Origin of the sequence: Microbacterium halophytorum (genome assembly GCF_002970975.1) — a bacterium.
In the GTDB taxonomy this organism is placed as follows: Bacteria; Actinomycetota; Actinomycetes; order Actinomycetales; family Microbacteriaceae; genus Microbacterium; species Microbacterium halophytorum.
Map to the genome: position 1 here is coordinate 188,519 of NZ_KZ672983.1, position 15,096 is coordinate 203,614.

Annotated in this window: 13 protein-coding genes; 4 read left to right on the forward strand and 9 right to left on the reverse strand. The window is 72.7% G+C overall.

Annotated elements, in window-relative coordinates; genetic code table 11:
• Positions 1-25: 25 nt before the first annotated feature.
• Positions 26-958 carry an acetate and sugar kinases/Hsc70/actin family protein gene (locus C0010_RS03815; RefSeq protein ID WP_105565738.1) on the forward strand — a complete coding sequence of 311 codons (933 nt, stop codon included), beginning with the start codon at positions 26-28 and terminating at the stop codon, positions 956-958.
• A 1-nt stretch (position 959) separates the two neighbouring features.
• Here the strand turns inward: C0010_RS03815 and C0010_RS03820 are convergent, their stop codons facing one another.
• Together C0010_RS03820 and pheA are read right to left on the reverse strand one after the other, a co-directional pair.
• Entirely contained in the window at positions 960-1,595 is a 636-nt protein-coding gene (locus tag C0010_RS03820) for a TNT domain-containing protein (protein ID WP_105565739.1), read from the reverse strand.
• Between the two features lie 173 nt (positions 1,596-1,768).
• Positions 1,769-2,722, reverse strand: coding sequence for a prephenate dehydratase (gene pheA, locus C0010_RS03825; protein WP_105565740.1), 954 nt, complete (start codon positions 2,720-2,722; stop codon positions 1,769-1,771).
• A gap of 76 nt (positions 2,723-2,798) precedes the next feature.
• Between pheA and pgm the strand changes: the two genes are divergently transcribed.
• A complete protein-coding gene (gene pgm, locus C0010_RS03830) occupies positions 2,799-4,439 on the forward strand; it encodes a phosphoglucomutase (alpha-D-glucose-1,6-bisphosphate-dependent) (RefSeq protein ID WP_105565741.1) in 1,641 nt (546 codons plus the stop codon).
• A gap of 8 nt (positions 4,440-4,447) precedes the next feature.
• Here pgm and C0010_RS03835 read toward each other — a convergent pair whose 3' ends face one another.
• The 5 genes from C0010_RS03835 to C0010_RS03855 all read right to left on the reverse strand — a co-directional run bounded on the left by C0010_RS03835 (position 4,448) and on the right by C0010_RS03855 (position 11,198).
• Positions 4,448-5,800 carry a CHAT domain-containing protein gene (locus tag C0010_RS03835; protein WP_105565742.1) on the reverse strand — a complete coding sequence of 451 codons (1,353 nt, stop codon included), beginning with the start codon at positions 5,798-5,800 and terminating at the stop codon, positions 4,448-4,450.
• On the reverse strand, positions 5,794-8,007 hold the full coding sequence (locus C0010_RS03840; protein WP_105565743.1) for a hypothetical protein: 2,214 nt from the start codon (positions 8,005-8,007) through the stop codon (positions 5,794-5,796). The genes C0010_RS03835 and C0010_RS03840 overlap by 7 nt, the downstream gene beginning before the upstream one ends.
• The gene (locus C0010_RS03845) at positions 8,004-9,191 is read right to left on the reverse strand and encodes a hypothetical protein (RefSeq protein ID WP_105565744.1); all 1,188 of its coding nucleotides are present in this window, start codon (positions 9,189-9,191) and stop codon (positions 8,004-8,006) included. The genes C0010_RS03840 and C0010_RS03845 overlap by 4 nt, the downstream gene beginning before the upstream one ends.
• A 184-nt stretch (positions 9,192-9,375) precedes the next feature.
• Positions 9,376-10,722 (reverse strand): hypothetical protein, encoded by a 1,347-nt coding sequence (locus tag C0010_RS03850; protein WP_105565745.1) that lies wholly within the window; start codon positions 10,720-10,722, stop codon positions 9,376-9,378.
• Between the two features lie 56 nt (positions 10,723-10,778).
• Positions 10,779-11,198 (reverse strand): hypothetical protein, encoded by a 420-nt coding sequence (locus tag C0010_RS03855; RefSeq protein ID WP_158685274.1) that lies wholly within the window; start codon positions 11,196-11,198, stop codon positions 10,779-10,781.
• 174 nt (positions 11,199-11,372) lie between these two features.
• Between C0010_RS03855 and C0010_RS03860 the strand changes: the two genes are divergently transcribed.
• Positions 11,373-11,849, forward strand: coding sequence for a hypothetical protein (locus C0010_RS03860; protein ID WP_105565747.1), 477 nt, complete (start codon positions 11,373-11,375; stop codon positions 11,847-11,849).
• Positions 11,846-12,409: a hypothetical protein gene (locus C0010_RS03865; protein ID WP_105565748.1), complete on the forward strand. Its 564-nt coding sequence runs from the start codon at positions 11,846-11,848 to the stop codon at positions 12,407-12,409. The genes C0010_RS03860 and C0010_RS03865 overlap by 4 nt, the downstream gene beginning before the upstream one ends.
• A gap of 106 nt (positions 12,410-12,515) precedes the next feature.
• On the opposite strand, the gene C0010_RS03870 is transcribed toward C0010_RS03865, so the two are convergent.
• Both C0010_RS03870 and C0010_RS03875 read right to left on the reverse strand, forming a co-directional pair.
• The gene (locus C0010_RS03870; protein WP_232531722.1) at positions 12,516-13,643 is read right to left on the reverse strand and encodes an AI-2E family transporter; all 1,128 of its coding nucleotides are present in this window, start codon (positions 13,641-13,643) and stop codon (positions 12,516-12,518) included.
• A gap of 206 nt (positions 13,644-13,849) precedes the next feature.
• Positions 13,850-14,899 (reverse strand): lipoate--protein ligase family protein, encoded by a 1,050-nt coding sequence (locus C0010_RS03875; protein WP_105565750.1) that lies wholly within the window; start codon positions 14,897-14,899, stop codon positions 13,850-13,852.
• Positions 14,900-15,096: the final 197 nt, after the last annotated feature.

Genomic DNA, 15,096 nt, shown 5'->3' on the forward strand with positions numbered 1-15,096 from the left:
ACAAGCTAGGATTCCGGGAACGTTGATGACTGACGCGAACGAACCTCCGATGATTGCGGAGATGCGCCTGCGCTCGGAGATGGCCGAGGAGTTCGCGTCCGCTGCGCCCGATGGATGGAGTCGGATAGAGCACTCGATCTCGAGCGTCGGGAGCGTCACGGATACGTCGACTGCGGTCACGCTCACGAACGGCGAGACCGCGCTGCTCGACCCACCGAGGGCCGTCGTTCTCGCGCGCCGCGAGCTGCGCCGCGCGATGTATGAGCCTGAACGCGGCACGTGGTTCTCGATGGAGCTTGTCGTCACGCGCGAGGGCACGGCCGAGACCACGTACAACTACGAAGGCGAGCCCTGGTCGCACACACCGATCGGACCGCAGAGATGGCTCGCGGATCAGAAGAAGTTCCCGCGTTCGCCCGAGAATCGTCCCGACTGGCTGCGGGCGAAGCTCGCCGATGCCGGGTACGAAGATGACACGGCAACGTCATCGCCCTCGGACGACGAACTAACGCGTGCGGCACAGTTCGCTGAACGCATCGGCGCCCCAGCCGGCCTGAGCTTATTGTCGGAGGGTCGCGGCGAAGTCTTCGCGCTCTTCGACGGCGAAGTCGGGTTCGCCGTGGTGCCGGTCGAGGGCGGGTTCGAACTGGAGCGGAGCTCTCGATCCGAGCTGAGCCCGGTGGCATTCGCGACACGTCTCGATGATGCCCTGCGCATGTTCGCGGTCGTGATCACTCCGAGATTCAAGCGCGGAGTGGGACGAGAGGACCTCCCTTCCGGTTTCCGCTACGAAGCGGAACCGACCGGCGTGACCATCTCCTGGAAGGATCGCAACGCGCAAGAGTCCGTCGTGAGAGTGTGGGGCCTCTCACTCGGCGATGCTGTCGCCGTGCGCGTCGCCCTGTGGGCCGACAAGGACCTCGACGACATCGCCGACGAGGTGCTCGCCTCCCGCTGAGTCAGTTGTCGACGCGGAAGCGCTCGAGTGTGCCGTGCGCGACGAGGTCGCGGATCCCGACGAAGTCGTGCGCGAGCGTGCACCGCAGGCCGCCGCCCGGCTGGCCGAACCAGGGCCGCACGACGTCGACGCGCACCCGCATCGTTCCGCGGGTGACGAACGCGTGGCGATCGGATCCGGCCGGGAGAGCGCCAAAGGGCGGGAGCGATCGCGCCTCGTAGGACGTTCCGTACGGGAAGAGCATGGTGCCGTCGAGGGCGCCGATGCGATCGAAGACGACGCCGGCCGGAACGTCGATGAGGAGGGATCCGTCGGTCGCGCGAGCGCGGAGGTCGCTCCAGTGGGTCGTGGCCTCGCCGACGGCCTGTTCGACGTCGGCCTGGGAGAACACGGCGACGTCGGGGAGCGGCTTGTCGAGGTAGTCGAGCAGGAGCTGGCCCGCGTCGTCTTCGGATGCTGCGAATGCGAGCAGGAAGGCGGTGCCGTAGTCGACGGTCTCGAACAGCCACTCGTTCTGCGCGTCACTCTGACGCAGGCGGAGTGCGCCTTCCATGGCCGGCGCATCGTCACCGGGCAGCGAGACCGCCGCGGCCGGGATCTGTCGTCGCGACACCTCGTCCCTCAGAGTCTCGAACATGCCCCGAGCCTAGTCGCCGATCCGCACGCGTCGCGCTCCGAGGACAACTGCCCACCCCGCCGCGGTCTCAAACTCCGCGGATGAATCGCACCGGACGGCGCGTCATCTGCGACGGCGACCACCGAACGCGCGCGGCGAGGAGCCGAAAGTGAGGTGTGCCGGAGTTCGCGGGGCTACGCGTCGGGTTCGCCCGCGATGAGGCCGCGGAGCCAGTCGCGGGCGTCGGCGAACGATGCGTCGCTGTACCGCTCGGAGTACTGCACGATCTGGCGGTCGGCGCGCGGATACGAGCCGAGGAACGTCACGCGCGGGCTGAAGCGCTTGAGGCCCATCAGGGCGTCGGCCATCCGCTCGTCGGCCACGTGTCCGTCGGCGTCGATGACGAAGCGGTACCGGCCCATCCGGTCGCCGATCGGGCGCGATTGGATGAGGCTGAGGTTGATGCCGCGCGTCGCGAACTGCTCGAGCATCTCGACGAGGGCGCCCGAGACCTCCTTGGGCAGCTCCGCGATCAGCGAGGTCTTGTCGGCGCCGGTCGGCTCGGGCGGCGTGCCCGTGCGGGTGACGAGCACGAAGCGGGTCACGGCGTGTTCGTTGTCGCCGATGTTCTCGGCCAGCACGTCGACGTCGTAGTGGCCGACGACGCCGGGCGCCGCGATCGCGGCCTGCGCCGGCAGCGTGCCGTCGAGCACGCCGATGGCGCTGGCGACGTTGCTGCCCGCGATCACCTGGCGGTGGCCCGTGACGTTCCTGCCCAGCCATTCCAGGCACTGCGCGTAGGCGACCGGATGCGCCGCGACATCCGTGACCTGGTCGAGCGTCGTGCCGCGCGGCGCCACGAGCACGAACGACACCGGCACGAGGTACTCGCCGACGATGCGCAGGCCCGGCACCTCGGCGAGCGCGTCCTGAGCGCTCGAGACCCCGCCCTCGACAGTGTTCTCGATCGCGATCATGGCGGCGTCGCTCTCGCCGCTCGCGACGTCGCCGAGAGCCTCGCCGACGTTGCTCACGGGCTTCCAGCGCTGGCCGCGCGCCTCGGGCACCTGCTCGAGCGCCGATTCGGTGAACGTTCCCGCCGGCCCCAGGTAGCTGTATGTGCGCGGGGTCGGGGCATCGTTCGTCATACGCAGAATCGTAGCCCTCCGCACACCATCACCGAATGCATAACCGCGAGGTAACGATTGCTGGCAGACTTGACCTATGAGCCGCGCAGGACAGCCAGCTGAGGCATCCGATCTCACCGACATCGACGCGCTGATCGGCGCGTACTACGACATCGAGCCCGACCCGCAGTTCGACAGCCAGCGCGTCGAGTTCGGCACGAGCGGGCACCGAGGGTCGAGCCTGAAGTCGAGCTTCAACGAGAACCACATCCTCGCGACGACGCAGGCGATCGTCGACTACCGCACGGAGAAGGGCATCGCCGGCCCCCTCTTCCTCGGCCGCGACACACACGCCCTGTCGCTGCCCGCCGAGCACAGCGCCCTAGAGGTGCTGGTCGCGAACGGCATCGATGTGCGCATCGACTCCCGCGACTCGTACGTGCCCACCCCGGCGCTCAGCCTCGCGATCCTCGAGCACAACGCCGGCCGCGACGGGAGCGACCCCGGCCTCGCCGACGGCATCGTCGTCACCCCGAGCCACAACCCGCCGACCGACGGCGGCTTCAAGTACAACCCGCCGCACGGCGGCCCCGCCGACGCCGACGCGACCACGTGGATCGCCGACCGCGCCAACCAGCTCCTCGCCGCCGACCTCGAGGCCGTCCGCCGCGTGCGCTTCAACGACCTCGACCACGACTCGATCGACACCTACGACTTCCGCGAGGCCTACGTGCGCGGGCTCGCCTCGATCATCGACCTCGACGCCATCAAGGCGGCGAACGTGCGCATCGGCGCCGACCCCATGGGCGGCGCCTCCGTTGAGTACTGGCAGCACATCGCCGAGGTGTACGGCCTCGACCTGACGGTCGTGAACCCGGATGTCGACCCGACCTGGCGCTTCATGACCCTGGACTGGGACGAGAAGATCCGGATGGACCCGTCGTCGCCCTCCGCGATGGCTTCGCTCGTCGCGCGGCGCGACGAGTTCGACCTGCTGACGGGCAACGACGCCGACGCTGACCGGCACGGCATCGTCACGCCCGACGCGGGCCTGATGAACCCGAACCACTTCCTCGCCGTCGCGATCGACTACCTGTTCTCGCACCGCCCCGGGTGGCGCGCCGACGCGGGCATCGGCAAGACGCTCGTGTCGTCGATGATCATCGACCGCGTCGCAGCGTCGCTCGAACGCCCGCTCGTCGAGGTTCCCGTCGGCTTCAAGTGGTTCGTGCCCGGCCTGCTCGACGGCTCCGTCGCCTTCGGCGGCGAGGAGTCGGCCGGCGCATCGTTCCTGCGCACGGACGGCGGCGTCTGGACGACGGACAAGGACGGCATCCTGTTGTGCCTGCTCGCCGCCGAGATCACCGCCGTCACCGGCAAGACACCGTCGCAGCGCTACGCCGAGCTCGAGGCGGAGCACGGCGCCTCCGCCTACGCGCGCGTCGACGCCCCCGCTTCGCCCGAGCAGAAGGCCGCGCTGAAGGCGCTCTCGCCCGACGACGTCGACGCCGCCGTGCTCGCGGGCGACGAGATCACCGCCAAGCTCTCGCACGCGCCGGGCAACGGTGCCGCGATCGGCGGCCTCAAGGTGCAGACGGCGTCGTCGTGGTTCGCCGCCCGCCCATCCGGCACGGAAGACGTCTACAAGCTGTACGCCGAGAGCCTGTGCGGCCCGGAGCACCTCGCGGAGGTGCAGGCCGAGGCGAAGGCCGTCATCGCCAAGGTGCTCGGGGCGTAGGGCGCCGGTCACAGCGCGCAAATATGCCGCGAACTGCTCCAATTCTCGGATTCTGGAGCAGTTAGCGGCATTTTTGCGCGGCAGAGGCCGGCCACCGACGTTGTGAGCGAGGCCCAGATCAGCGGGGTGTGCTCGGGGTCGCCCGTGCGCTCCCACGCGTCGGCCTCGGCCCGCTGCCAGGCGCTGAGTGCGGCGACCGGGTCGTCGCTCTCGTGCGCGGCGTTGACCGCCGCGACCGCCCGCGCGAATGCGTGGAACGGCGCCGAGCTCTCGGTCGCGGCCGGTCCGAGCCCCGCCGCCGCGAGCCATTCGAGGCCGACGTCGGTCGGCAGCGTCCACCGAGCCGCCGTGACGACCTCGGCACCGCGCATCGTGAGCGCGCCGACGAGCCCGCTCGGGTCGCCGTACGACGCGTCGCTGCCCGACGCGCACGCGATCAGCGCCACGCGGTTCGGCACCCGCCACGGGCCGCTGTCGGGGCGCGCATGCTCATCCGGGTCTCCGAAGACGATGTCGCCCGCCGTCAGAGGGCGGTGCACCCCGGCGATCAGGTCGGCGCGCCCGCACGCGGCCGGGCCGTCGGTGAGGTGCAGGCGGGTGTCGAGGCCGAAGGCCCCGGACGTGACGTGGCCGACGTACAGCCAGCGGCCAGCGGTGCCGAGCCGCTCACGCAGCTGCTCGCGCGACACCGGATGCCGCTGGCCGCCCACCAGCCGCTCGCCGAGGTGCGCGAGGGCGTCGGCGACGATCGGCTCGTCCGTGCGCAGCACGGGGCCGAGCCCCGGTATGCGCCCAGGGACCTCGGGGTCGACCGACGCGACCACGGGCGCCGCCGCGTCCCAAGCCGACGCCCGGCGCCGCGGCGCGTTCCGCACGCTCGCCGGCAGGAGCGTCGACACGTCGACCTCGTGCACCATCCGGAGGCCCTCGTCGACGCGCAGCGCCTGCCACGGCACCGACGCGAGGGAGCGCGACGACTGGATGCGCAGGTGCGGCCGCCTGCCCGCCGCGAGGAAGCCGTTGACCTCAGCCGCGAGCGCCTGCGGGATCAGCGCGACCGCGAGCGCGTACGCGACCCTCTTCTCGCGCTCCACGTCGCCCCACACCGCCCACGACCGGCGCAGCGCGTCGTCAACGCTCTCCGCACCCTGGGCATCCGGGATCGCCTGTTCGAACGCGGCGAGCGCGCCCGCGAGCTGCTGCGGCCGGATGCCCCAGATGCGCGGTTTGTCGACGGCGTGCTCCCACCGCCAGGTCACCCAGAGCCCCGCGTCGGCCGTGTCGACGTACTTGAGCTGCGCCGTCGGCCGCTCGACGTCGGCGACGACCTCGGCCGCGTCGGGGTACGACATCGTCACCATGCGTCGACCTCCTCGTCGCCGCGGACCGCGATGCCGTAGCGCTCGCGCGCGGCGGTGATCGCCCAGTCGATCGCGCTCCCGCCGGCGGGGTCGGTGCGCACGTACGGCGGCGGGTCGAGGCGGTCGTGCGGCGCGGTCGGTGCCGCCCGACCGCCTGCGGCCGGCGCGGCCTCGCTCGGTGCGGCCATCGGCGCTTGCCCGGGCAACGGCTCCGTGGGCGCCTCTGCACCGGGCAGCGGCGCGGCCGCCTCGGCACCCCGAAGCGCCGGATCACGCGCAACCGTCAGCCCCTCCCCGCCCCACGACACCGCCGACGCACTGGCACTCGCGCCACCCGGCACCGGTGCGGCCGCCACCGCCTCCCGGGGCGCCGGGTCGAGCGAGGCTGTCGCGGCGGCGTACTCGAGCAGCGCCACGATCTCGTCGGCGCGGCCGAGGCCCGTCAGCGCGCGCAGCGCGATGTCGGTCAGGGGCGTCGAGAGTTCCCGCGCCCAGCTCTCGCGCACCGGCCCCGGTTCCATGTCGAACCGGATGGCGTCGGCCGCGAGGGCCGCCGGCAGGGCGATGTCTGCCGTCACGGCGAAACAGTCCGATGACGTGCGCGGCGCCGGACCGACGGTGGTCGCACCCGCCGCACGAGCCCTCGGGTCGGGCTCACCGGCCGTTCGAGATGCGTCTCCGACAGTGCCCGCACCCGGCCCATCCGGGCCGACGCCGCCCCCGGTGCTAGGCGACGTATCGGCGGGACCGCAGCCGCCCGCCGCACGCGCCCTCGCGTCCGGCTCACCGGCCATTCGAGATGCGTCTCCGACAGTGCCCGCACCCGGCCCATCCGGGCCGACACCGCCCCCGGTGCTAGGCGACGCATCGGCGGGACCGCGGCCACCCGCCGCACGCGCCCTCGCGTCCGGCTCACCGGCCATTCGAGATACGTCGCCGACAGTGCCCGCACCCGCGTCATCCGGGCCGACACCGCCCCCGGTGCTAGGCGACGCATCGGCGGGACCGCGGCCACCCGCCGCACAATCGCCGCCTCCGCCGTCCGCCGCGGCGGCATCCGGAACTGCCGAATCGCTGCCCGTGGGCCCCGACCGAGCCGCGCGCCCGAACGCGCTCCCCTGCCGCTGCTCCGCCTGCACGGCCCGGCCCGCCGCGTTCAGCGCGGCGGCGCCGCGGCGCACGTCGATGCGCACGAGCTGCAGCACGTCGCCCTCGCGCTGGGCGATCTCTCGGGCCCGGCCGTGCGCCTCGAGCGCGAGCGCGCCGCGCCCCGCCTCGTCGTGGGCCATTCCCGCGACCGTCCAGCCCTCCAGCTGCGCGGAGCCCTCACCGAGCTCGGCCGCGCGCTCGACCGCGGCCAGTGCCGCGTCGACCGCCGCGTCGAACTCGTGCCGCTGGCGCAGCACATCGGCCCGGCCGACGCCGGCGTAGGCGGCCCGGCGCAGGTCGCCGACCGCCGAGAACTCCCGCTCCGCGTCGTCGAGGTGCCGCTCCGCCCCGGCGAGGTCGCCGACCTCCAGCGCGCGCGACGCGAGGCTTCGCGCGAGCTCCGCGCGACCGGGCCCGCCGAGGTCCTGGGTCGCGCCGATCGCGGCGGCTGCGTGCAGGTGATGGTCGCCCTCATCGCCCGCGCCCGTCAGTCGGCGCACCAGCGCCAGGCGCTGCAGTGCCTCGGGCACGAGCCTCGGCTCGTGGGCGGTCGCCAGCTCGAGCGCGATCTGCGCCTGCCGCAGCGACTCGTCGAAGCGGCCGACCTCCTGCAGCGCGTACTGCTTCGCGAGGCGCATGTGCACCTGCGCCTCGCCCCAGTCCGGAGCGGACGACAGGTCGTCGAGACGCTCCGCCTCGGCGAGGTCGGCGAGCGCGCCGTCGGCGTCGCCCGCGGTCATCCGGAGCTCGGCCCGCGAGACGAGCAGCAGGAGCCGCTGCTGCGTCCAGCGCGGGTCGCCGAGCTCCTCCGCCGTCGCCGCGGCGCGGAACCCTTCGTCGAGGTGGCCGCTGGCCGCGTCTCTGCTCCCCTGATCGAGTGCCGCGCGCGCCAGGAAGTACCGCATCTGCGCCGTGACCAGCGCCGCCCAGGCGCCGTGCTGCGGCGAGCGGTCGATCGCCGCGATGATGCGCTCGGCGAACGGCGCCGCCCCGACGTACCCTCCCCGTTCGTACGCCGCGGAGCACTGCTCCTGCAGCCGTTGCAGGTCGTCGCTCATCGCGCCTCGCGCTCCGAGGCGGATTCGGGTGCCGCCAGTCGCGCGTGGGCGATCCGGATGAGGTCGTCGGCAACGCCGCGCCCGCCCGGTTCGCGCGCGGCGGGGTCGAAACCGACGACGGTCAGTGCGGCGGCGCGGCGCTCCGGCGGGAGCGCGAGGAACGTCGGGGGCACGCTCGCCTCGCCGCCCCACGCGTCGCCGCCCCGCGCGAGCGGGACCTCGGCGTCGGCGACGCGGGCGCGCAGGTCGGCCGCGGGCGGAGCTGCGTCGCCGAACTGCGGGGCCGCGGGCACGGCGACCGACAGCACGGCTCCTCCCGCACCGATGGCGACGCTCCAGGCCACGACCCCCGCCGGGTCGACGACGCCCTGCGGCAGGGAGGCCGGGTCGACCGGCGACTCCCCCGCCGCGAGCGGGGCCGGGGCCGCTCGGCCAGCCGCGGCGAGCGCGAAGTCGTCGGCGCGGGTCTCCGCCAGGGCGGGCCCCGGCAACTCGGCACCGTGCTCCGCCAGGAGTTCGGCCGCACGGGCGGCGAGGTCCGCCCCTGTGCCGTCTCCGGGCTCGATCTCGCCGAAGCGCGCAACGGCCGCGGAGAACCCCGCGAGCGCGCGGGCGGCCGCGTCCTCGTCGTCGAGCGCCCCGTCGAGTTCGGCCCTCGCCACCGCGAGCTCCGCGGCGACCAGGCGCGGGTCGAGCGCCGGGATGCCCGCAACGCGCGACGCCGGCCACCACGCCGCCCGCCAGCCGGCGAGCGCCGCTCGCCTGGCGGCATCGGCGAGCGGGGTGCCCGAACCGTACGGACGCTCTCCGTCGCGCTCTTCCGCGCCGCGCCCGCCCGAGTCCGAGCCGGGCGCCCCCGCGTCGGCGCCGGCAGCACCGCCTGCGCCGCGCGCGGCAGCATCCGGTGCCGCACCGCGCTCGCCGGCCCCCGCGGCCTCGTCCGCAACGCGCGCACCGGAAACCGCACCGAACGCGCCAGCCTCGGCGAGCGTCGCGGTCGTGCCGGGCCAGACGGCGTCGATCCATCCGGATGCCCGGGGCGCGTCCCAGACGAGGGCCCCGGGGGCGCCGCCTTCGACGGGCCACCACAGCGTCGCTCCCGCGCCCTCGACGATGCCGACCAGCCAGGGCGCGCCCGCCGGTTCGCCCAGGTGCCAGCCGTCGCCGTCGCGCCGAACAATCATTCCGCACCGCCGATCCCGACCTGCCGCGCGTCACTCGCCGCGGAACGAGGGAGCTCGGCGCTGAACGACCGCGAATCGGCACAGCGCACCGCCCCGCCCGCGGTCGACACCCGCGGCTCGGCGCGTCCGATGCTCCCCGCCCGCCCATCGCGCGGCTCTCCGGCCCGCATGGTTCCCCTGACGGTCATGCCGACACCGCCAGTTCCGCCTTCACCCGGTCGCGGCGGTCGAGGATCACCGACCGCATCGCGCCGTCGAGCACGTCCCACACGTCGTCGGCCTCGACCGGTTGGTGGCGCAGCTCGCGACCGTGCAGGCGCGCCCAGAGGCGGCGCAGGAAGGCCTCGGCGGCACCCTCGGACGAGTCGGCGCCGAGCCGTTCGGCCCTCCGCACGAATCCCTCGCGCCGCCAGCGCGCCCGCAAGCACCGCGACGCCTCGGTCGCGTCGTCCATCGCGCCCGCGCGCTCGCCCGCCGCCATCACGACGCGCGAGACTTCGTCGCCGAGCTGCCACGGCTCGGCGCTGCGCGCCGCTTCCCGCTCGACGAGGCCCCGCAGCTCGGCCGTGCCCTCGACCTCGAGCGAGGCGATCGGCACGAACAGACGCTCCAGGATCGACCGGTCGAACGGCTTCGGCAGGGCGTTCTTCGACGCCCCGGTTCCGACGGAGGGCGGCACCGGCGCGTCGAGGTCGCTCAGGCCGGCCCGGCGCGCGGCGCCGGGCGCGCGCATCCGGCGCCCGGCCGCGCTCCCCGCGCTGTCGCGCACCAGGTCGGCCGCGCTCCCGTCGCCCGTGACGCACGCATCGAGGAAGGCGTCGATGCGCTTGTCGTCCCCAGTGCCCGACCGCGCAACTGGCACCGCGTCACGCGGGGCGCTCGCGGCTTCGGGGCCGGTCATGAGGGCATCGCCGATCGCGCCGTCCCGCGCCGCATCGCTCGGGGCGCCCGCCCGCTCATCCCGCACCGCGTCGCGCGCAGCGGGGACGCTCGTTGGGTCGGCGGCAGTCGCCTCCGCCCCGTCCCTCCAGGCCCCGGCGATCAGCGCGCCGATGGCGGAGGCAACGCCCGGGTCGCTGAGGAACTCCCGCAGCTCGGCGGCGCCCACACGCTCGTCGCCGTGCACGTCCTCCACCTCGGCCCCCGCGATCTGGTCCGCGCCATCGCCCGGCTCGCCGTGCATGCGCGCGAGCTCGTACGCCCTCTGGAAGTACTTCTCCTGCGGGTTCCCCGCCGTGATCCGGCGCGCCCTGCGCTGCTTCTTCATACACGCGAACCACCCGGATGTCGCCCTCAGGTCACCCGCGGCCGCCGTGATTCTCTCGGTCAGTTCGGCAGCCGCATCCGGTGCGAGCAGGGCCCGCGCGAGGTGGGGGCGCTGCGTCGGGCGCACCACGAGCGGATCGAGGATCAGCTTCGTCGTGCGGGCCAGGGGGAGGCCGCCCGCGTTGCTGAGCGCCTCGACTCCCCCGCCCAGCGCGAGCCACGCATCGGCCACGACCTGCGCCCGCGGCGCGAACTCACCCGTCACTCAAGCAAGAATATGGCGCTTTCGGCCGACTGCGGCCCGCCCGATCGGCGGCTCCGCTACGCAGCGGGCGCGAGGCCGCCGTACACCAGCTGGCCGTTCGACGGATCCTGCGCGACGATCACCCGGTCGCCCGGTCGCGGAACCTGCAGGCGCGAGACCATCGCCTGCAACTGCACCGGCTGCCCGCCGAACTCGAACACGAGCGCGACCAGCGGGTTGTCGTTCACGCTGGCGCCCATGTCGGCGACCTGCGTCAGTGTGACCTGCTGCGTCGGCGCACCCGCCTGCACGAGCGCCGCGAACTGTTCGCCGGTGCGCGCCGAGCTCACCGCGCTGCCGACGCTGTCCGTGAACTCCGAGCCCATCACCATCTTCGTCATGCGCCCGACGAAGCCCTTGCCCTGGCCGATCTTCTCGGCCGTCCTCATCGCGTCGTCCTGGCGCTGTTCCATCGACTTGCGGTTGAAAAGTCCCATGGCATCCTCCGTTGCGGGAATGATCGAGCGATCGCTCGTGACAACGCTATGGGGGCCGCCCCGCTCCCGATCACAGGTATGCCCCGCCTCCGGCATCCCGGAAGCCCACCGCCCCGATCTGTGACCGGGTGCGCGCGGGGCGCCATAGGCTCGGTCCGGATGAAAGGAGCCGCCATGTTCAGGTGGGTGGTTCGGATCGTATGGCTGGCGCTCGGCGCCGTCGTCGCGATCTGGGTGTACGAGGGGCTCACGAGCGTCGACCAGCGCGAGTCGCTCGTGCCGTTCCTCAGCGGCAACCCCGAGACGGGGATCATCTTCGTCGGCGTCGCGTGGGGACTGATCAGCATGCTCCTGTCCGCCGTCGGCCTGGGGAGGGGCGGAGCGGGCGGCGGCCGGGCGCTGCGCACGCGCGTCGCGATGGGCGAGGTGATCGAGATCCAGCGCACGGGCGTCACCATCAACGACGTGCCGCAGTACGACGTGTACCTCGAGGTCGCCCCGCGCGACGGCGATCGGTTCGTCGCGTACTTGCGCGGGCTTTTCGATCCATTCACCGTCACGGGTGTGCAGCCGGGCGCGATGGTGCCGGTTCGCTACGACCCGTCGCACCGCGACCGGGTCGAGATGGCCGCTGAGGGGGACGCACGATGAACGAGGTGCTCGACACCGTCATCTGGCTCGTGAACATGCCCGCCACCCACGGGTATGCGTTCGTGTTCATCGCCGCATTCGGGTCGTTCGGGCTGCTGGCGCTGACGTTCAAGACGTCCAGCGGCGACACGCACAGCGCCGCCCTCCGCCGCATCCGGATGGAGCGCGGGCTGCCCGTCGGTGACGCCCCGAGCGGCCCCGGCCCGCTCTCGATCGTGCGGCGCTGGTTCTTCGGCCTGCTCTCGATCGTCGTCCTCGGCGGCGGCATCGTCGGGCTCGCGAGCCTGATCTTCGGGCCGGTCACCGGCGCCTACATCTATGCCAACGGCGTGGAGGTCGAGGCCGAGTCGATCGACTCCGACTACGTCCGCTTCACCGCCGAGGACGGCCAGACGTACGTGCTCTCCTACAGCTTCTTCACGGCGCAGTCGTACCCGGAAGACGAGATGCTCGCCTTCGCGGACCGGGTCGTCGTGCGGTACTTGCCGGGCCACCCGCAGGCGTACGTGCTCGACACGCGGGCGTCGACGGATACGACCGGCAGGCCGCTCGGGAGCTGACGCCCGCGGCGCCGGTCCCGGCGTCGGGTACCCGGAGCGGGCGCCGAACGCCACTGCCCCGCACGCGATCGCGTGCGGGGCAGTGGCGTTCGGCCGCGGGCGGTCGCTATGCCTCGACGTGCTGCGGTCGCTTCTTCTTGCGCGCCCACTTCGCGGGGAGGTCGGGGCCGTCCCACACCTGGATGACGCCCCAGATCACGGCGGCGATCGGCACCGCGAGCACGGCTCCCACGATGCCCGACAGCACAGTGCCGATGGTCAGGGCGATCAGGATGGCCAGTGCGTGCAGCTTGAGCGCTCGACCCATCAGAACCGGCTGCAGGAAATTGCCCTCGAGCTGGTTGACGACGATCACGATCGCGACGACGATGAGCGCCTTCACGATGCCGCCGTCCACGAGCGCGACGAGCGCACCCAGCACGCCGGCGAGCGTCGCGCCGACGATCGGGATGAAGGCGAGCAGGAAGACGACGAGCATGAGCGGGAACCACAGCGGCACCTGCAGGATCCACAGGCCGATGCCGATGCCGATGGCGTCGACCGCTGCGACGGCCGCCGTTCCGCGCACGTACGCGCCCAGAGTGTCGACGGTCTTCGTGCCGACCCGTTGCATGCGGTCGTACCACTCTCCTTCGAACGGGCGAGTGAGGAAGGCCCAGATCTCCGGCCCGTCCTTCAGGAAGAAGAACAGGATGACGACCATCAGCACGAAGCCGGTGACGAACGACGCGAGGGCCCCGACGCCCGCGAGCGCGCCGCTGCCGACCGCCGAGCCCACGCTCGAGCTGAACAGGAGGTCCTGTGCCGTCTGCCACCACTCCTCGAGCTGAGCCGGGTCGATCCCGAACGGCAGGTGCTCGACCCACGCGATGATCTGGGCGACGCCCTCCTGCGCGCTGCGGTAGAGCTCGGGCGCCTCGTCGATCACGGCGCGCACGACGAGCCAGCCGATGCCGCCGATCACGACGACGACGCCCAGCAGCGCGATCACGGTCGCGAGCGCGGCCGGCATCGCGCGACGCATCATGCGCATCAGCGGTTCGAATGCCGCGGCGAACACGATCGCCAGGATCACAGGGATCACGACGACCGTCAGATAGCGCATCCCCCAGATCGCCCCGGCGACGAGCACCACGACGGCGATGATCTGCACGGCCCGGATGGCGAGCAGCCCGAGGCCGTCGGACCACGCGGCCCCTCCTGGGCTCTGCTTGGGCGGCTGCGGCGCCGGCATTGCGGGAAGCGTCGGTCGGCTCTTGCGGAACATGGCTCCATCCTGCCCGCGAACGGCGACATTCGCACGGCATCGAAGCTGTGCATCCGCCTGGCGTCCCCGGGCACCCCGGCGACCTATACTCCGAGCGGTATGCACCGGCCGGCAACCGGTCGCGCCCGGGCATATCCCGGCCGACATCGTGCTCGAGGCGCGCCGACGGCGCCTCAGGGCACGCGGTGCAGCCAGCGCTCCGTCGAGAACTTGGTGCGCACGAGCTCCTCCGCGGCCGCGTATTCCTCATCCGTGACGCTGCCGTCGACGGCACCCGTGTAGCCGCGGAACGTCTTCGCGAACTCGTCGAGGATCGCCCTCCGGCTCATGCCCGTCTGGCTCCGGATGGGGTCGACGCGCTTGGCCGCGGACGTCGTGCCCTTGTCGCTGAGCTTCTCGCGGCCGATCCGGAGCACCTCCGTCATCATCTGGCCGTCGATGTCGTAGCTGAGCGTGGCGTGGTGGAGCACGCCGCCGTTGGCGAGGCGCTTCTGCGCGGCCCCGCCGATCTTGCCCTGCGGGCTCGTGATGTCGTTGAGGCCCTGGTAGGTCGCCGCGATCCCGACGCCGTGCAGCGCCTGCAGCACCCAATCGTCGAGGAAGGCGTACGAATCGGCGAACGTCAGGCCCGCGACGAGCGAAGACGGCACGTACAGCGAGTACGTGATGATCTGGCCGGCGCCCATCAGCATCGCGCCGCCGCCCGAGATTCGGCGCACGACCTGGAAGCCGTGCTTGCGCGCGCCGTCCGGGTCGACCTCGTTCCGGTACGACTGGAAGGAGCCGATCACGACGGCCGACTCGTCCCACTCCCAGATCCGCAGGGTGGGCTGGCGGCGCCCGTCGCCGACGCGCTCGGTGAGCACCTCGTCGAGGGCGAGGTTCATCATGGGCGAGACGGCGGGGTCGTCGATGATCTGCCAGTCGAAGTCGCGCCATCCGGATGCCGTCACGAGCGCGCGCCGCACGGCCGTGCCGACGGATTCGGGCGTGAAGCCGAGCATCTGCACGTCTTCCGGCAGGGCGGCGCGCACGGCGCCCGCGATCTGCGCGACATCGGCCGTCTCGGGCATCCCGTTCACAGCCGCGTTGATGTCGAGCAGCGCGTCGTCGGGTTCGAGGAAGAAGTCGCCCGCCAGGTGGAAGTCCGCGATCTTCCCGTCTGCGACCTCGAGGTCGACGACAACGAGCTTTCCCCCTGGGACCTTGAACTCACCGTGCATGCTCCCCAGGTTACGCGGGCGGCGGGAGGCGCGGCCCCGGGTAGGGGCCCGGTCGCGGTCGCAGCTGTCGCCCCCAGCACAGCCCCGGATGGACAACAGGTGCCACCCGGAAACGCCCGCACCCCTCGCGGTCGCAGCTGTTGCCCTCAGCACGGCGCCGGATGGGCAACAGTTGCGCCTGCGAGGCGCCTCCCCGA